The organism is Streptomyces sp. NBC_00376 (genome assembly GCF_036077095.1).
GTDB lineage: Bacteria > Actinomycetota > Actinomycetes > Streptomycetales > Streptomycetaceae > Streptomyces.
Window position 1 is genome coordinate 7,907,081 of record NZ_CP107960.1, and the last position, 17,938, is coordinate 7,925,018.

General features: G+C 70.9%; 11 protein-coding genes. 7 read left to right on the plus strand and 4 right to left on the minus strand.

Translation table 11 applies throughout. The features are described 5' to 3' along the window. Positions 1-209 precede the first annotated feature (209 nt). A complete protein-coding gene (locus OG842_RS35490; RefSeq protein ID WP_266734982.1) occupies positions 210-1,523 on the plus strand; it encodes a TerD family protein in 1,314 nt (437 codons plus the stop codon). A 52-nt stretch (positions 1,524-1,575) separates the two neighbouring features. On the opposite strand, the gene OG842_RS35495 is transcribed toward OG842_RS35490, so the two are convergent. Then, complete coding sequence (locus OG842_RS35495) at positions 1,576-2,748, minus strand: glycosyltransferase (RefSeq protein ID WP_266734980.1); 1,173 nt, start codon at positions 2,746-2,748, stop codon at positions 1,576-1,578. Between the two features lie 58 nt (positions 2,749-2,806). Between OG842_RS35495 and OG842_RS35500 the strand changes: the two genes are divergently transcribed. From OG842_RS35500 to OG842_RS35515, 4 genes are all read left to right on the plus strand, one after another. After that, positions 2,807-3,592, plus strand: a complete 786-nt coding sequence (locus OG842_RS35500; protein WP_266734979.1) for a glutamate racemase — start codon at positions 2,807-2,809, stop codon at positions 3,590-3,592. A gap of 59 nt (positions 3,593-3,651) precedes the next feature. Next, positions 3,652-4,215 (plus strand): hypothetical protein, encoded by a 564-nt coding sequence (locus OG842_RS35505; protein WP_266734978.1) that lies wholly within the window; start codon positions 3,652-3,654, stop codon positions 4,213-4,215. Positions 4,216-4,350: 135 nt separating this feature from the next. Continuing rightward, on the plus strand, positions 4,351-5,937 hold the full coding sequence (lnt, locus tag OG842_RS35510) for an apolipoprotein N-acyltransferase (RefSeq protein WP_266734976.1): 1,587 nt from the start codon (positions 4,351-4,353) through the stop codon (positions 5,935-5,937). 72 nt (positions 5,938-6,009) lie between these two features. Next, positions 6,010-6,489, plus strand: coding sequence for an NUDIX hydrolase (locus OG842_RS35515; RefSeq protein ID WP_266734974.1), 480 nt, complete (start codon positions 6,010-6,012; stop codon positions 6,487-6,489). A 67-nt stretch (positions 6,490-6,556) separates the two neighbouring features. On the opposite strand, the gene OG842_RS35520 is transcribed toward OG842_RS35515, so the two are convergent. Both OG842_RS35520 and OG842_RS35525 read right to left on the minus strand, forming a co-directional pair. Continuing rightward, positions 6,557-7,942 carry an MFS transporter gene (locus OG842_RS35520; RefSeq protein WP_328512600.1) on the minus strand — a complete coding sequence of 462 codons (1,386 nt, stop codon included), beginning with the start codon at positions 7,940-7,942 and terminating at the stop codon, positions 6,557-6,559. Positions 7,943-8,207: 265 nt separating this feature from the next. Then, positions 8,208-12,437 carry a S8 family serine peptidase gene (locus OG842_RS35525; protein WP_328512601.1) on the minus strand — a complete coding sequence of 1,410 codons (4,230 nt, stop codon included), beginning with the start codon at positions 12,435-12,437 and terminating at the stop codon, positions 8,208-8,210. A gap of 91 nt (positions 12,438-12,528) precedes the next feature. Here OG842_RS35525 and OG842_RS35530 point away from each other — a divergent pair, with 91 nt between their 5' ends. Further along, on the plus strand, positions 12,529-13,491 hold the full coding sequence (locus OG842_RS35530) for a helix-turn-helix domain-containing protein (RefSeq protein WP_266734971.1): 963 nt from the start codon (positions 12,529-12,531) through the stop codon (positions 13,489-13,491). 16 nt (positions 13,492-13,507) lie between these two features. Here OG842_RS35530 and OG842_RS35535 read toward each other — a convergent pair whose 3' ends face one another. Next, positions 13,508-14,470 (minus strand): helix-turn-helix transcriptional regulator, encoded by a 963-nt coding sequence (locus OG842_RS35535; protein ID WP_266734969.1) that lies wholly within the window; start codon positions 14,468-14,470, stop codon positions 13,508-13,510. 298 nt (positions 14,471-14,768) lie between these two features. Between OG842_RS35535 and OG842_RS35540 the strand changes: the two genes are divergently transcribed. After that, positions 14,769-17,777: a S8 family serine peptidase gene (locus tag OG842_RS35540; protein WP_266734967.1), complete on the plus strand. Its 3,009-nt coding sequence runs from the start codon at positions 14,769-14,771 to the stop codon at positions 17,775-17,777. The last annotated feature ends 161 nt before the right edge of the window (positions 17,778-17,938 follow it).

Here is a 17,938-nt window from a genome sequence, read left to right on the forward strand (position 1 = left end):
CCCTCAAGGGGTGGCGGTGCGCCGATGCTGGCAGCCGCGCCCCGGTGAACGGAAGATGATGAAGCCATTCATGCCTGACCATCGAAATCCGTACGGGTCCGGTGGATCGCGGCGACCTGACCGGACGTCCGTGACCCCTGTGACGGTCCGGGGGATTAGGTTGTCGGAGAAAGGTTTTCGGGCAGCCGGACTCGTGATGGGGGCGAAGCATGACCATGCAAAAGGGAGCCAATGTTCCGGTGGCGGCTCAGGCCGTGCGGGTCGAACTGGGATGGCGCACCTCCCCGGGGACACCGGACGTGGACGGCTCGGCACTCCTTCTCATGCCGTCGGGAAAGGTGCGCGGCGACGCCGACTTCGTCTTCTACAACCAGCCCTCCCACGCGTCCGGCGCGGTGCGCCACGAGGGCAAGCGGACCGCCGGTGACGGGACGACGGACAGCCTCGCGGTCGACCTGGCACGCGTCGAGCCGGCCATCGACCGGGTGGTCCTGGCGGCCTCCGCGGACGGCGGCACGTTCGGCCGGGTGGCCGGGCTGTACGTACGGATCACGGACGCGGCGAGCGGCAGGGAGATCGCGCGCTTCGACAGCGCGGACGCGACGATCGAGACCGCGTTCATCCTCGGGGAGCTCTACCGGCGCCAGGGCGCCTGGAAGTTCCGCGCCGTCGGCCAGGGGTACGACACCGGCCTCGAAGGGCTCGCGACCGACTTCGGGATCTCCGTCGACGAACCGCAGCGGCCCCAGCCGGCTCAGCCCAATCGCCGGCCCCGCACACCCCAACAGCCGCAGAGCGCAACGCGGTTCGACCACCGGCCGTCGGCTCCGCCCGCGCCGCCGATGGCGCCGCCGGCGCCTGCCGCACCCCCTGCCCCCGCGCCCGTCCGCCTGTCCAAGGTGACGCTCACCAAGGAAGCGCCGGTGGTCTCCCTCGCCAAACAGGGCGGCACTTCGGGTGCGCTTCGCGTCAATCTCAACTGGGAAGTGCGCAAACAGTTCAAGGGCTGGGGAAGCAAGTTCGGCAGAGCGGTCGCCAACCACTCGGACCTCGACCTCGATCTCTGCGCCCTCTACGAACTGACCGACGGCCGCAAGGGAGTCGTGCAGGCGCTGGGAAACGCGTTCGGCGCCCTCCAGCACCCTCCCTACATCCATCTCGACGGAGACGACCGCACCGGCGCCGTCTCCACCGGCGAGAACCTCACCGTCAACCTCGACCACAAGAACAAGCTCCGGCGCGTCCTGATCTTCGTCACCATCTACGAAGGCGCCCGGAGCTTCGCCGACCTCCACGCGACCGTCACGCTCCAGCCCCAGAACGGCGCCCCGATCGACTTCTCGCTCGACGAATGCACCGTCCCGTCCACGGTCTGTGCCCTGGCGCTCCTGACCAACAACGGGGGAGACCTCACGGTGCAGCGCGAGGCCCGCTACCTCGTCCCCGAGCGCGGAGTCAGCCCGCAGCGCACCATCGACTACGCCTACGGGTGGGGCATGAACTGGACACCCGGCCGTAAATAACCCCCCGGCGGTCCGGCCGGCCCTGCGGCCATCGGCCCACCGCCGGCTCGGCTCACCGGTCCGGCGCGGCCTCGGGGCGGGCGTACGTACGCCCCTTCCAGGCCGCGCCGCGGCCCCGGTAGTGCTGCACCGCCGAATCGACCGTCATCAGCAGATAGAGCACGGCGGTGAACGGCAGCAACGGAGCCGACCACAGCGACTGCCGGTAGTAACGCAGCATCGGCAGATACGTCGCGGTCATCACCGCCCACGCCAGTCCGCCCGTCCACGCCGCCACCGGGTCACCGGTCAGCAGCCCGGCGACGAGCGCGGCCGGCGGGACGAGATAGACCAGCGCGAGCCCCAGCACCGTCCCCAGCAGCAGCGGCGGACTGTGCCGCAACTGGGCGTATGCGCTCCGCGACACCATCCGCCACAGATCCGCCAGCCGCGGGTACGGCCGCACGCTGTCCACCCGCTCCGCGAGCCCCAGCCAGATCCGCCCGCCGCTGCGCTGCACCACCCGCGCCAGCGACACGTCGTCGATCACCGCCTGCCGGATCGACTCCGGCACCCGGGCCCGCTGTGCCGCCCCGGTCCGCAGCAGCACGCAGCCACCGGCCGCAGCAGCCGTCCGGGCACCCGCCCGGTTCACCCACCGGAACGGATAGAGCTGCGAGAAGAAGTACACGAAGGCCGGCACCACCAGCCGCTCCCAGAGACTCGACACCCGCAGCCGGGCCATCTGCGAGACCAGGTCGAAGCCGCCCGATCCGGCGGCTGCGACCAGCTCCCGCAGACTGTCCGGCTCGTGCGCGATGTCTGCGTCGGTGAGCAGCAGATACTCCGGCTCCCTGGTCCGGGCCAGCGAGATCCCGTGCCGCACCGCCCAGAGCTTGCCCGTCCAGCCCGGCTCGGGCTCACCCGGCGAGACGACCGTCACCGGCAGCCCCCCGTACCGTACGGACAGCGCGCGGGCGACGTCCCCGGTCCCGTCCTTGCTGCAGTCGTCGACGAGAAAGATCTCCGCCCGCCCCGGATAGTCCTGCGCCAGCAGCGACGGCAGGCTCACCGGCAGCATGTCGGCCTCGTCACGCGCGGGCACCACGATCGCGACGGACGGCCATCCGGCAGGGGGCTCCCGGCGGGGCAGCCGCTGGTCGGTCCGCCAGAAGAACCCTTGTCCCAGCAGCAGCCACACCCATGCGGCCAGCGAACCCACGGCGATCCAGGCAACGGCGCTCATCCGCCGCAGTCTGCCCCACCGGGACGGAACCGCAAGGGCGGTCGACTATGGTGACCGGGTGAAGATCGCGCTCATGGACTCAGGAATCGGCCTGCTCGCGGCAGCCGCCGCGGTACGCCGGCTGAGGCCGGACGCCGATCTGGTGCTCTCCTCCGACCCCGACGGCATGCCCTGGGGACCGCGTACGCCCGAGTACGTGAGCGCCCAAGCACTCGACGTGGCCCGCGCGGCCGCCGCCCACCGGCCGGACGCACTGATCGTCGCCTGCAACACGGCCTCCGTGCACGCCCTCCCGGCGCTCCGCGCCGAGCTCGAACCCACGCTGCCGGTCATCGGCACCGTCCCCGCCATCAAGCCGTCCGTGGCCGGTGGCGGCCCCGTCGCGATCTGGGCCACGCCCGCCACCACCGGCAGCCCGTACCAGCGCGGACTCATCGCCGAATTCGCGCGCTCCGTCGACGTCACCGAGGTGCCCTGCCCGGGTCTCGCCGACGCCGTGCAGTACGCGGACGAGACGGCGATCGACCTGGCGATCGCCGCGGCCGCCGCCCGCACCCCGCGCGATGTCCGGGCCGTGGTCCTGGGCTGCACCCACTACGAACTGGTCGCCGAACGCATTCGCGACGCGGTGCGGCAACCCGGTCTGCCGCCGGTCGCGCTGTACGGTTCCGCGGGCGCCGTCGCCGCCCAGGCACTGCGCCGGATCGGTGCCGAACCCGCTCCGTCGGCCGAACCGTCCACCTCTCTCGCGGTCCTTCTCAGCGGCCGCCCCGCCGACCTGCCGAAAGCCGCTCTGGCCTACGCCGAGGGGCGGCTGCTGGGAGCCGTCAGCCCGGCCCGCTGACCCGGCGGGGCCCGTTCGTCCCATCCCCGGCGTGCGGAATCCTGAGTACGCTGCTTGACATGAGGGACCACTCCCGAAAACCCCGGCACGACGGAGCCGACGCCTGCTCCGCCGTCTGGACCGGCAGGGCCACCAACCGGGCCCAGTGGGTACTCGCGGCCGCCGGCGCCGCCTGCCTGGCGCTCGGCGTCCAGCTGGCCGTCACCTCCAACTGGGCCTCCGGGATCGCCCCGCTGCTGATGTCCGTGATCGGCTGTGTCGCCGCCGGGCTGCTCATGCTGTTCGGCACCCTCGCGTTCGTGAACGTGGCCGTGAGGGTCGACGGGGACGCCCTGGAGGTGCGCTGCGGCCACATGGGCCTGCCGCGCCGCCGGATTCTGCTCACCCAGGTGGTGGGCGCGGAATTCGCTCCCGAGGTCACCCCGCGCCAATGGGGCGGCTGGGGCTACCGCTGGCGACCCGAGCAGGGTACGGCCGTGGTGGTCCGCAGGGGCGAGGGCCTGGTGCTCCGGCTCGGCGACGGCAGGACGTTCACCATCACGGTCGACGACGCGGAGGCGGGCGTCCGGTTCATCCGCGAGCGCCTGCAGCTGCCGGCGACCGGAGCGACGGCCGGTACCTGACCCCCGAGGGCCGCCCCGCTCGGACGGCTGCGGACCGGATCTGTGCGGGAAAGCGCCGGAACGATCCGGTACGAAGGGTTCCACCACACGGGCGGGGCTGCCGGACGCACAGCCGGCCACCGTAGACTCCGCCGGGTGAGCGCCACCACCACCGAAGTCGAGGCCGCGCAGCCGGTCTCATCCCCCGTGTCCCGGAAGCGACGCTTCCTGCGGCCCCCGGCCGCCGTGATCGCGGGCGTACTGCTGTATCTGAGCTTCCCGCCGCGCCCCCTGTGGTGGCTGGTCCTGCCCGGTTTCGCCCTGCTCGGCTGGGTGCTGCACCGACGACTGCTCCGGGCCGGCTTCGGACTCGGTCTGCTCGCCGGACTGGGCTTCATGCTGCCGCTGCTGCACTGGACCGGCGAGGAGGTCGGTCCGGTGCCGTGGCTGGCGCTCTCCGCCGCCGAGGCGCTGTTCATCGCGGTCGGCTGCATCGGGATCGCCGCCGTCAGCCGGCTCGCCTGGTGGCCGGTGTGGGCCGCCGCGGTCTGGGTGCTCGACGAGGCGGTCCGGGCCCGGGTGCCGTTCGGCGGCTTCCCGTGGGGGAAGATCGCCTTCGGCCAGGCGGACGGCGTGTTCCTGCCGCTCGCGGCCCTGGGAGGCACACCGCTGCTCTCCTTCGCGGTGGTGCTGTGCGGCTTCGGTCTCTGCGAAGCGGTACGCCAGATCCGCGCCCACCGCCGTACGGGCACGCTGTCCAGGGCGGCCGTCGCCGCCGCGGCCGCGACCGTCCTGGTACCCGTCGCCGGCGCCTTCGCCGCGCTGCCCCTCGTCGACGACTCGGCCGAGGACGGCACCGCGACCGTCGCCGCGATCCAGGGCAACGTGCCCCGGCTCGGACTCGACTTCAACTCCCAGCGCCGCGCCGTCCTGGACAACCATGTGCGCCGCACCGAACAGCTTGCCCGGGAGGTGAAGGAGGGCAAGGTCCCGCAGCCCGACTTCGTCCTGTGGCCGGAGAACTCCTCCGACCTCGACCCGTACCGGAACGCCGACGCCAGGATCCTGATCGACGACGCGGTGAAGGCGATCGGCGTGCCCACCGTGGTCGGCGCGGTGGTCGAGCCCGACAGCGGGAACCTGCGCAACACCCTCATCCAGTGGGATCCGGAGAAGGGCCCCGTCGAAACCTACGACAAGCGCCACATCCAGCCGTTCGGCGAGTACATGCCGATGCGCTCCATCGCCCGGATCTTCAGCTCCGACGTGGACCGGGTGACGCGTGACTTCGGGCCCGGGAAGAAGGTCGGGGTCTTCGACCTGGCGGGCGCGAACGTGGGGCTCGTGACCTGCTACGAGGCCGCGTTCGACGACGCCGTACGGGACACCGTCACGCACGGCGGCCAGCTGATCGCCGTACCCAGCAACAACGCCACCTTCGGCCGCAGCGAGATGACCTATCAGCAACTGGCCATGTCCAGGGTGCGGGCGGTCGAGCACAGCAGGTCCGTCGTCGTCCCCGTCACCAGCGGGGTCAGCGCCGTGATCCGCCCGGACGGGACGGTCGTCCAGAAGACGAAGCTGTTCACCCCGGACGCGCTCGTGGACGAGGTGCCGCTGAGGTCCTCGCTGACGCCCGCGACCCGGATGGGCACGCTCCCCGAAGCGGTGCTGGTGCTGATCGCCGTGGCCGGGCTCGGCCTGGTCAGCGTCCGTGCGGTACGGAGCCGGCGCAGCCGCTGATCCACCGGTGCGCCACGTAGGGGCTGTCCTGTGATTCCTGGTGGATCACGGACAGCCTTTAGGGTCGGACCCATGACAACTCCTGATTTCATCCGCGAGATCCGCGCCACCGCAGGTCAGCAACTGCTCCTGCTGCCCGGCGTCACCGCCATCGTGTTCGACGACGAGGGAAGAGTGCTCCTGGGACGCCGTTCCGACACCGGCAAATGGTCGGTCATCGGCGGCATCTGCGAGCCGGGCGAGCAGCCGGCGGCGACGGCGGAGCGCGAGGTGTACGAAGAGACCAACGTGCGCTGCGTCGCGGAGCGGGTCGTGCTCACCCAGGCCCTGGAGCCCGTGCAGTACGCGAACGGCGACCGCTGCCAGTACCTCGACGTCACCTTCCGCTGCCGGGCGACCGGCGGTGAGGCACGCGTCAACGACGACGAGTCGCTGGAGGTGGGTTGGTTCCCGGTGGACGCGCTGCCGCCGCTGAACGAGTTCGGGCTCTTCAGGATCAAGCAGTCGATGACCGACGGACCCACCTGGTTCGAACCCACCGCCGGGCAGTGAACACCGTCGCCCGCAGGGCGGCCCGGTCTCCCGGGCCGCCCTGCGGACGACGTTCGCGACCACGCACTCAGACGGTACGGGCGTCGGCCTTCGGCGCCCCGGCGGCGTCCGGGGCGGCCGCGGCCCCGTCGATGTCCGTGAGGTCCCGGTGCCGGGTCTCCTTGGCGCACCCGACCGCGAGCAGGGTGATGAGCGCGGCGGCGATGACGTACAGCGAGATGGGTACCGAGCTGTCGAAGTCCGCGAGCAGCGCGGTGGCGATGAGCGGCGCCGGGGCACCGGCCGCGACCGACGAGAACTGCGCCCCGATCGAAGCGCCCGAGTACCGCATCCGGGTCGCGAACATCTCCGAGAAGAAGGCGGCCTGCGGTGCGTACATCGCACCGTGGAAGAACAGCCCGACGGTGACGGCGAGCAGCAGACTTCCGAAGTTCCGGGTGTCGATAAGCGCGAAGAACGGGAACGTCCACAGCCCGACACCGACCGCGCCGACCAGATACACCGGCTTGCGCCCGACCCGGTCCGAAAGCGCGCCCCACATCGGAATGACCGCGAAGTGGACGGCCGAGGCGATGAGCACCGCGTTGAGCGCGGTCTGCTTGCTCAGATCCGCCGCCGTGGTCGCGTAGACGAGCACGAACGCCGTGATCACGTAGTAGCTGATGTTCTCCGCCATCCTGGCGCCCATGGCGATCAGCACATCGCGCCAGTGGTGCCGCAGCACGGCGACGAGCGGCATCTTCTCGGCCGTCCCGGCACTCGACCTGCGCTCCTCGGCCTGCGCCAGCGCGGCCTTGAAGACCGGCGATTCATCGACGGAGAGCCGGATCCACAGGCCGATGAGCACCAGGACACCGGAGAGCAGGAAGGGGATTCGCCAGCCCCACGACCCGAAGGCGGATTCCGACATCAGCGCGGTGAGCGCGGACAGCACCCCGGTGGCGAGCAGCTGCCCGGCCGGTGCGCCCGTCTGCGGCCAGGAGGCCCAGAAGCCGCGCCGTTCGGCGTCCCCGTGCTCCGACACCAGCAGCACGGCCCCGCCCCATTCGCCCCCGAGCGCGAAGCCCTGCACCAGCCGCAGGATCGTGAGGAGTACGGGGGCGGCGGCCCCGACCGTGGCATGCGTCGGCAGCAGCCCGATCGCGAACGTCGCCCCGCCCATCATCAGCAGGCTGAGCACCAGCAGCTTCTTGCGGCCGAGCCGGTCGCCGTAGTGGCCGAACACCAGGGCACCCAGCGGCCGGGCGGCGAAGCCGACCGCGTAGGTGAGGAAGGACAGGAGCGTTCCGACGAGCGGGTCGGACTCCGGGAAGAACAGCTTGTTGAAGACCAGCGCGGCGGCTGACCCGTAGAGGAAGAAGTCGTACCACTCGATGGTGGTCCCGACGAGGCTTGCGGCGACGATGCGCTTGAGGTTCGACGGGGCTGGCGGAGAGGTTGCTGGGGCGGCCATGGGAACCACTTCCGGACGGTTGGCGGGGACGTGCGTGCGTCGCCATACCGTAGGAAGGGGCAGTTCAGGGGCGTATGTGGCGGGACACCATAGTTCTCGGGCCGGGTGTGCGCGGGGCCACCATGACAGGCACGTCGAGACTGCTTCGAGGACCGTATTGAAGGCCGGCAGGCCCCCGCACCGTGAGACCCGTACACAGGCGGCCGGATGAACCCGGTTGGCGTGCCCGGACGGAGGTTCCGTCCGGGCACCCGGTCCGTAGCGATCAGTGACGCAGGTTGAGACGGTGCACGCCCCCGTCGACGGTGCCGACGTAGAGCGCGCGGGCATCGGGGCTCGCGGCCAGTTTGGTGGTGTCGGTGTTCTGCAGGCCGGTTGAGATGTTGTGCCAGCTCAGACCGTGGTCGGTACTGCGAAGTACGCCGCGGCCGCCTTGCAGGAGGCCGCTGGCTCCGGACCTGGTGGTGGCCGCGTAGAGCGTGTCCTTCACCCGGAGCAGGTCGGAGACATGGATCGCCAGAGCGCCAGTGTCCGCGGTGCGGAAGGTCCGGCCGGCGTCGGTGCTGACGCGGACGCTCTCGCCGCCGATCACCAGGCGCCGCCCGTCGAGGTCGATCGCGGTCACCGGGCCGTCGGTGACTTTGGTGACGGTCACCCCACCGTCGTCGGACCGGTAGAGACCGGCGGCGTTGCCGAGCCACAGGCGCAGCGGATTTGCGGGGTCGCCCGCGATGGTGTCGAAGGAGCGCTCGTGGTAAAGGTTCTTCCACGTCGCGCCGCCGTCACTGGTGGCGAACAGCCCCTGGCCCAAAAGGCTTCGGAAGCTGACCATGACCCGGTTCGGGTCGGCGGGGTGGACCAGGAGCGCCGTCGGCACCTCCGCCGAACTGCCCCTCTTCTCCCAGGTGGTGCCGCCGTCGCCGCTGCGCTCGACGGTGAATGAGCCGAACGCGGTGCGCCGCACCTTCCAGATCACCTTCGGATCCTTGGCCGACACGGCAAGTTGCGGGACAGTCACGCCCCTCATGCCCTCGCCGCCCGACCGGCCCCATTCCGGGCTCGCGACGGGAAGGGCGGTGCGGTAGACCGAGCTGTCGGTGGCGGCGAGCAGGTGGCCGTCACTGACAGCGAGATCGTTGATCGTCAGTCCCTGGACACCGATCCGCCGATATCCGGTGCCGTCCGCGGCACCCCGGTAGAGACCGTCCTGCTCGCTGGAGACGGTGACGGAACCGTCGGCCCAACGGTCGTAGTCCACCGGTAGCGCTTCGCGCGACGGCGCGGCGACCGTGGTCCACGTCCGACCGTGGTCGCGGCTGAGACGGCCGCTGCCGGACAACGTGCTCAGGTACAGGTCGTCACCCGAGAAGGTCAGGCGGAGTCCGCCGTCCGTCATGGACAGCAGGGTGGTCCAGGTTTCCCCGCCGTCACGGGAACCGACAACTCCCCGGCCCGGGACATACACCGCCACGACCGAGGAGTCGGCGGCCAGCCCGCCGACGCCCCCGCCGGACGGGGCGAAGAGCAGGCGTGCCTCGCCGGGGTTGCCCGAGCCGATGCCGGAGCGGGCCCAGACGCCGTGATACGTCGTCATATAGAGGGTGTCACCGGTGACGGCGGCGGCGGTGACGGCGCCGGTGACGCCGGTCGGATATGTCGTCCAGTGGTCGCCCGCGTCCGTGCTGACCAGCAGTGCGTCCGAGGTGACCGCGACCAGGGTGCGGGTCCGTTCATCGGCGGCGAGCGCCACGATGCGGGTGTCCGGGACGTCGAGCGTGCGCCAGGTCCGCCCGTTGTCATCGGTGCGCAGGATGGCGCCCCGGCGGCTGCCGTCGTGAACGCTGTTCACGGCGTACCACCAGCGGTCGGGATTCTTCGCGTCCACCACGAGCGGACCCGTGCCGTCCGCGACGGGCAGTCGGCCCAACTGGCGCCAGGAGGCCCCGTTGTCGGTGGTCAGCCAGGGAGCCGCCTTCTGGTACTGGGTGAGGACGGCCTGCTTCGGCCGACTCGGCGAGAGGACGACCGAACCGGCCTCGCTGTTGGGGCCGACCGGCTCCCAGCGGTCCCCGCGGCTGTCGACCGGGGTGACCTCGAAGGCGCCGGCGCCGGTGAGCAGCTGCCCGGTTCCGGCGGTGCCGTGTACCGAGACCCGGTAGGTGCCGGCCACGCTGCCGGTCACCTCGGCCCGGTAGTAACCGCTGGCGGGATCGAGTGTGGAAGTGACGTCGACGGCCTTGCCGCGAGGCGGAGTGACGGTGACGACCGGCGGTGCGACCAGCCGGGTCGGCGGGGCGATGTGCACGGTCGAGTGACCGTCGCTCGGGTCGGGTGCGGCCTGGACGGCCAGATGCCGAACGGCGAGCAGGTAGGGCACGTTGATCGCCGGTCCCCGGTCGGGCGTCGCCGTGAGACGGCCGCTGATCTCGGTGTCGGTGGCCGGCAGGGCGACGCGCAGCGAGACCGTGACGGTCGCGGTCCCCCCGGCCGGCACGGTGACCCGCTTCGCCGAGACCGTGGCCGGACCCTCGGCCCGCAGCGAGGCCGCAACCGGCAGCTTGCCGGAGTTCCGCAACGTCACCTTCGCGGTGCCGCCGACGTGACGCCGGGACAGATCGGCGAGCCCGAACGACACCGAGGCCGGTGAGGCGCTGACCGTGGCGGAGGCGGCCGCGGCCACATCGAGTCTGCCCGAGCCCTGCGTCGTGGGCCCGGTGCCGCTCAGCGGCTTCGCGGTGCCGATCAGTTCGGCCTTGATCTCGGCGGGCGTCCGGCCGGGGTGCAGCTGGCGGAGCAGGGCCGCGGCACCGGCGACGTGCGGGGCCGCCATCGACGTGCCCGACATGCGGTACTGGCCGGGCCCGTAAAGCGACTTGGGCACGGTGGAGCGGATCTCCACGCCTGGTGCGACCAGATCGGGCTTCAGACCGAAGTCCTGGGAGGGACCGCGTGAGGAGAACGAGGCGATCCGGTCGGTGGTGTCGGTGCCCCGCAGCGTCACCGAGACCTTCCCGGCGGCGAGCCGGGTGCTCAGCTCCTGGTACTGGGTCGAGTCGATGCCCATGACCACCAGGCGGTCCATGCGCAGCGAGTCGCCGGAGGCGTCGATCCGCGCGGGCGATGACGGCACCTGGGCCACTCCCGGCTCAGGGTTCACCTCCGACGGCGTGAGCTCTCCCGGTGCTCCGGCGACGAACACCGGGCCGTCGTTGGAGGGCAGGCCGGCCAGCACGGCGATCGCACCGCGCTTCTCCGCCTCCTGCGCCCACTCCACGGCGCTCGCCGTCAGGTACCGCGCGTCGGCGGCGACGAGCATCTGCGCCCGTACGATCTTTCCGCGTACGTCGCCGACCCGCTTCCAGTCCTCGGCGGTGCCCTCTCCGACATCGACGAGCGGCGCCGTGACCGGGTCCTCCGGCGGGTTCGCGGACAGGATGCCGCGGTAGCTCTGGATCAACTCGGGTTTGTCGCCGGCCAGATAGGCGCTGGGCAGCCGCAAATTGCTCGTCGACGCGCCGACCGAGACCACACCGTCGGCCGTGCCGGGACTGTTGACCGTACCTGCGCCCGGTCCGTCGTTGCCCGCCGCGGCCACCACGACCACACCGGCTCGTACGGCCGCGGTCGCGGCGCGGCCCAGCGGGTCGGTGCCGTCGCCGGGGCCGCCGAGGCTCATGTTGATGACATCGGCGCGGTGCGGGTTGGCCGGATCGGAGGCTGCCTCGATTCCGGCGATGATGTCCGACGTGTACCCGGAGCCGTCGGCGTCCATCACCTTGTAGGCCAGCAGATTCGCGCCGGGCGCCACGCCGGTGACGCCGCCCTTCACAGCCGCCTTGCCTGCGATGATGCCGGCGACGTGGGTGCCGTGGCCGTTGTCGTCCATCGGGTCCTCGTCGCCGTTGACGAAGTCGTGCCCGCCGACGACCTTGTGGCCCTTGCCGAGTCCGCCACCCAGGTCGGGGTGGGTGTAGTCCACCCCGCTGTCCAGGATCGCGACAGTGGTCCCCGTGCCCGTGACGCGCTTTCCAGTGGGGTCCTTGCGCTGCCAGACGCCGGGTGCGCCGATCAGCGGGACGCTCGCGTCAGTCTTCGTCAGCACCCGGGTGTCGGGGCGGACGGCGGTGACGCCCGGCAGCGAGGACAGTCGTCCCACCTCGGACGCGGGCACCGTCATTGCCACGGCATCGATGAGCAGACCCAGTTTGCGGGTCGCCGAGGGGTGCAGCCCGGCGCTCCTCGCCGAGCCGAGGAATGTCTCCTGCCGCGCGTCCAGGGCGCGGCGGGCGGCGCCGACGCCGCGGGCGGCCTCGGCGGACAGCAGCGATCCACCGGGCGCGGCGGTGACCGCTGGGTTCCCGGACAGTTCGACGAGCACTCGTTGCGACGGGTCGGGCGTGGACGCGTTGGCGGCACCCGGTGTCGCCGCCAACGTGCCGGCGAGAACAACGGCGGCGAGGGCGGCATGACGCGATCTTCGTGACTTCATTGCCATGCGTAAAGGTCCTAGTGGTGAAGGCACTTGTCGCACAACTGATCTCCGTGGCCCATTGCTGCCGCTGGCACAACTGGGCCATCATCCGTCCATGACTCCCGAGACACCGCAACTCACGGCGGCAGGAATCGATCCGTTCGACGAGAGCGTCTACCGCGCCGTTCTGACCCGGCGGACGGCGGCGCCTGCCGAACTCACCGCGGATCTCGACTGTTCGTCCGAGCGCGTTGCCAGGGCGCTGGACCGGCTTCGCGATCACGGGCTGGTCGGCCGGCTCGCCGGCACCCGCCGCCGGTACGCCGCGATCGAGCCGGGCGCCGCCGTCGAGGCGCTGGTACGGGCCAGAAGCAATGAGCTGGAGCGAGTCCGTTCGGTGGCCGGCGAGCTGTCCCGGCTGTTCGCCGCCGCGCGAACCGGCGCGACCTGTGAGGACGAGGTGGAGATCACCACCGGCAGCGAGGCGCTCGGCCGCTGGTTCGTCCGCCTTCAACAGGAGGCCCACGAGGACGTGATGACCCTGGACCGGCCGCCGTACGCCCTGACGACCTCCAACCCGGTGGAGGCGACGGCGCTCGGCCGCGGTGTACGGTACCGCGCGGTCTACGCCCCCGAGGCCCTGGAATGGCCGGGCGTCCTCGACGACATCCGCGAGCTGGTCCGGCACGGCGAACAGGCCCGCGTCCTGCCCGGCCTGGGCATCAAACTCGCCATCGCGGACCGCAAGCTCGCTCTGATGCCGCTCTCCCTCGACCTCGACGACGTTCGCGCCGCGGTGATCCGCCCGTCCACCCTGCTCGATGCCCTCACCGGCTACTGGGAAATGTGCTGGAAACAGGCCCTGCCCCTCAACGCCCCCGCTGAGGACCCCCTCGGCGAGGAGGACCGACTCGTCCTCACCCTCCTGGTCAGTGGCCTCAAGGACGAGGCGATAGCCCGTCAGCTCGGCTGGTCCGTTCGCACCATGCGCCGCCGTATCAGCCGCCTGCACGACCTCCTCGGCGCCGCCAACCGCTTCCAGGCCGGAGTGATCGCGGCCCGCCGCGGCTGGTTGTGAGACAGCACGCCAGCTGTCACACCCAGCCGCGCTCCCGCGCCTTCACTCCGGCCTGAAACCGAGTCCCTGCGTCCAGCCTCCGCATCAACGCCGCCACCCGACGCGTCGCTGTGCGCACGCTGACCCCCAACTGCCGGGCAATGGCCTGGTCCTTGAATCCGGCGTGCAGCAGGCGGACCAGCATCAGCTCCTCCTCGCTGGGTCCCTCCACCACCCCCAGCCCGTCGGAGAGCAACGGTTCGGCCCGCTCCCAGTACGCCTCGAACAACTCCATCAACCCGTCCAGCAGCCCAGACGGATGAACCACCACGATGGAGTCCTTGCTCCCCCCGGTCAACGGCACCACCGCTACCCGCCGGTCCACGATCCGGGCCTTGAACGGAAGATGCGGCAGCAACCGGGACTTCTCCCCGAGGGCCGCCAGGTTCAGAATCGACTCCAGCCGCCCTGGCGGTTCGATCGACTCCAGGCAGTACACGCCCCGGATGTCCACACCACGCTCCAGCCACTCCGTAGTCGTCGCCGTTTCCCGCTCGTTGTGGTGCGGCTCTCCCACCGGCTCCAGATATGGCGGCTTGTCCAGCGTCCACAGATGCGTGGTGACTGCCCGGCTCAGCTCCTCGACCTTTCGCACCATCACCTCATGGCCCGTCAGCACCTCCACCAGGGCGCCGGGATCCGACCGCAACTGCCCGGCCCGGTGCAGGCGCTGCAGATCGGCGAACTCCGTCTCCACCCCAGCGAACACCGTCTCCACCTCCGACCGGCGGCGGTGCAGCAACGCGGACAGGGCCGAGCGCGGACTCACCGCCTCCCACCGGCCCCGCCCCACCCGCCGCACCAGTCCCAGAGCGGCGAGGCGTTTCAACGCCTGCCCCGTACGGGCCGCGCCGGCGCCCACGTTCTCCGCGAGATCAGGTACCGCGCTCTGAGGCCCCGTCAGCACCGCTCGGTACACGCCCTCGTCGAACGCGCTCATGCCCACTGCTTCCAGCACAACCAGCCTCCGCTCTCACACGTGTCGGGTCGCCCGGGGCAGGTGGAAGAGTGCAGGTCACCGGCCGATCGTCCCCCCGCAGGTGGCGCTTTTGGTCACCGCGCCAAACACGCCATCAGGTTATCTGGACACCAAGTGATCGCACAGCGTTCACTTCTCTTGAATCGCCTATCGATCAACCCGCGTGAACGGCGGTTCGCCACTCAAGTCGCCGACTCACACCCAGGGCGAGTGCCGCCGCTCGCCTGTCCGGCCTGCCCGAACATCCGTGAGGAATCCTGTGACACCTCAGCCACGAAGAGCGTCCCGAATCCGTCGCGGCACCATTGGTGCCCTGCTCACCACCACCCTTGCCGCACTCAGCCTGCCGCTCGCCACCCCCGCCGTCGCGAAGGGCCCCGCCCAGCCCCTGGCTGCCGGCAACTACCTGATCACGCTGGCCGACCAGCCCCTCGTCACGTACGACGGCAGCGTCGACGACCTCCCCGCCACCCGCCCCGCCGAGGGCCGGAAGCTCGACGTCACCACTTCGAACGCCAAGCGCTACCGCACGCACCTGGTCGCCGAGCAGCGCCATGTCGCCAAGAAGGTCGGCGCGACCGTCCGCCAGCACTACGCCGTCACCACCAACACCTTCAGCGCCCGGCTCAACGCCGCCCAGCTCGTCCAGCTGGCCCGCACCAAGGGCGTCACCAACATCGCCCCGGACCGGCTCCACCAGGCCACCGACGACAGGAACTCCTCCGACTTCCTCGGCCTCTCCGGCCGCAAGGGTCTGTGGGCCGCCCTCGGCGGTACGGCCAAGGCAGGCCGCGGCATCGTCATCGGCGACATCGACACCGGTATCTGGCCCGAGAGCGCCTCGTTCAAGGCCCCGGCGCTCACGAGCAGGAAGCCCGGCGGCAAGCACGGCAAGAAGCCGTCCAAGGACGACCTCTACCGGCCCTACCTCGATGGCACCACCACCGTCATGCACAAGGCCGACGGGACCACCTTCACCGGCACCTGCCAGACCGGCGAGAGCTTCGCCGCCGCCGACTGCAACCAGAAGATCGTCAGCGCCCGCTACTTCGCCGACGGCTGGCTCCAGCAGGTCCCCGAATCCAACCGGGCCGGCTACATCTCCCCGCGAGACAGCCAGGGCCACGGCACCCACACCGCATCGACCGCGGCCGGTAACGCGGGCGTCCGGGCCACTGTCGACGGCCATGACCTCGGCACCGTCTCCGGCGTCGCCCCCGCCGCCACCGTCGCCGTCTACAAGGCCCTGTGGCAGAGCAAGGACGGCAAGCAGGACGGTGGCCTGACCAGCGACCTCGTCGCCGCCATCGACCAGGCCGTCGCCGACGGTGTGGACGTCATCAACTACTCCCTCGGCGGCATGTTCGAGAGCGAGTACGACGACCCGTCCCAGACCGCGCTCCGTAACGCCGCCGCAGCGGGTGTCTTCGTCGCCACCGCCGGGGGCAACGCCGGCCCCGAGTCCGCCAGCCTCGACAACACGGCTCCCTGGACCACCACCGTTGCCGCCGGAACCATCGCCTCGCACACCGGCACGGTCACGCTCGGCAACGGGAAGAGCTACACCGGTATCAGCACCAGCGTGCACGAAACCGTCGGCTCCGCACCGCTCGTTCGTGCCGCCGCCGTCAAGACCGCCGAGGCCGACGTCGCCGACGCCGACCTCTGTGCCGCGGGAACGCTGGACCCCGCACGCACCGCTGGGAAGACGGTCGTCTGCGACCGGGGCGTCACCGCGCGCGTGGACAAGTCCGCCGAGGTCAAGAGGGCCGGCGGCACCGCCATGGTCCTGGTCAACAGGCGGAACGAGAGCAGTGACGGCGACCTGCACTCCATACCGACCGTGCACCTGAACGGCCCGGAGGCCACCGCCGTACGCGACTACGCCGCCACGGACGGCGCCACCGCCACCCTCACCAGCGGCGGCAAGGGGGCCACCTACCCGCAGGTCGCCGGCTTCTCCTCCCGCGGCCCCTCCCTCGTCGGCAAGGGCGATCTCCTCAAGCCCGACATCACCGCGCCCGGCGCCACCATCCTCGCCGCCGTCGCCCCGCCCGGCAACCAGGGCCGCGACTTCGACTACCTCTCCGGCACCTCCATGGCGACCCCGCACATCGCCGGCCTCGCCGCCCTCTACCTCTCCGAGCACCCCACCTGGTCCCCGATGAGCATCAAGTCGGCCATGATGACCACCGCTTCCCCCACCAAGACCGCTGACGGCAAGAACAACGGCGACCTCTTCGCCCAGGGCGCCGGCGAGGTCGAGGCCCGCGCGATGCTGCGGCCGGGGCTCGTCTACGACTCCAGCGAGCGGGACTGGCTGGGGTACCTCGAAGGTGTCGGCATCGACACCCGGACCGGAACCGAGGCCATCGACCCCAGCGACCTCAACTACCCCTCCATCGCGATCGGTGAGCTCTTCGGTACCCAGACGGTCACCCGTACCGTCACCGCCACCTCGGCCGGCACCTACCGGGCCAAGGTCGATCTGCCCGGCGTCAAGGCCACCGTCTCGCCTTCCGTCCTGCACTTCAGTCACGCCGGGCAGAAGCGCACCTTCACCATCAAGTTCGATGTGACCAAGGCGCGTTCGGGAATCCTCGACACCGGTTCCCTCACGTGGACCTCCGGCCGCACCATGGTCCGCAGCCCGATCGCCGTCACCCCGCAGAGCGTCCACGCCCCTGCCGAGATCAAGGGCACCGGCACCAGCGGCGAGACCACCTTCTCCGTCACTCCGGCCACCAGCACCCTCACGGCCACCGCACGCGGACCCGTCTCCTCGCCCCTCACCAAGGCCACCCTGACCGGAACCGCTGCTGAGACCTACTACGAGACGAACATCCCGGCCGGTACCAAGGCCGCTCAGATCTCGGTGCACTTCGATCCGGCGGCAGACACCATCGTCGGCGTCGTCTGGGGAGTGATGGTCGACGGCGTTCTGCAGTCAGCCGCGTTTGCCGATCCCGACAGCAACGGCACCTCGACCATCTCCCTGGGGCAGCCGAACGCCGGGACGATCTTCGTAGCCGTGGTCGCGCTCGGCAGCACCGATGACACCGTCACCCCGTACACCTACCAGGTGAACCACATCTCCGAGGACAGCCCGGTCACCGGCAAGGTCACCGTCACAGCCGACCACGCCCGTGTCACCCCCGGCACGCCGACCGACCTGACCGCCACCTGGTCCGGCGTCCCGGCAGCATCCCGGTCCACCGTCTGGATCGAATACCCGAACGGTGCGGGCACCTTCCTGACCCTCAACTGACACCGGATGTCGCGCTGACGCCTGTCCGGTCATGAACCGCGAGGTTCGGCTCGACAGATCAGCCGGACGTGGTCGGGCAGTGCACGAAGCTCCTGGCAGACATGGGTGATCTCGGTCGAGACCCCGTCTGCCAGGAGCTTCGTCGTGCGGCCCGGTCCCGC

Bases quoted from the DNA above. Each gene is read 5' to 3' on its own strand.
- OG842_RS35490 (WP_266734982.1), top strand. From the start codon at position 210: ATGACCATGCAAAAGGGAGCCAATGTTCCGGTGGCGGCTCAGGCCGTG.
- OG842_RS35495 (WP_266734980.1), bottom strand. From the start codon at position 2,748: ATGAGCGCCGTTGCCTGGATCGCCGTGGGTTCGCTGGCCGCATGGGTG.
- OG842_RS35505 (WP_266734978.1), top strand. From the start codon at position 3,652: ATGAGGGACCACTCCCGAAAACCCCGGCACGACGGAGCCGACGCCTGC.
- OG842_RS35515 (WP_266734974.1), top strand. From the start codon at position 6,010: ATGACAACTCCTGATTTCATCCGCGAGATCCGCGCCACCGCAGGTCAG.
- OG842_RS35520 (WP_328512600.1), bottom strand. From the start codon at position 7,942: ATGGCCGCCCCAGCAACCTCTCCGCCAGCCCCGTCGAACCTCAAGCGC.
- OG842_RS35525 (WP_328512601.1), bottom strand. From the start codon at position 12,437: ATGGCAATGAAGTCACGAAGATCGCGTCATGCCGCCCTCGCCGCCGTT.
- OG842_RS35530 (WP_266734971.1), top strand. From the start codon at position 12,529: ATGACTCCCGAGACACCGCAACTCACGGCGGCAGGAATCGATCCGTTC.
- OG842_RS35535 (WP_266734969.1), bottom strand. From the start codon at position 14,470: ATGAGCGCGTTCGACGAGGGCGTGTACCGAGCGGTGCTGACGGGGCCT.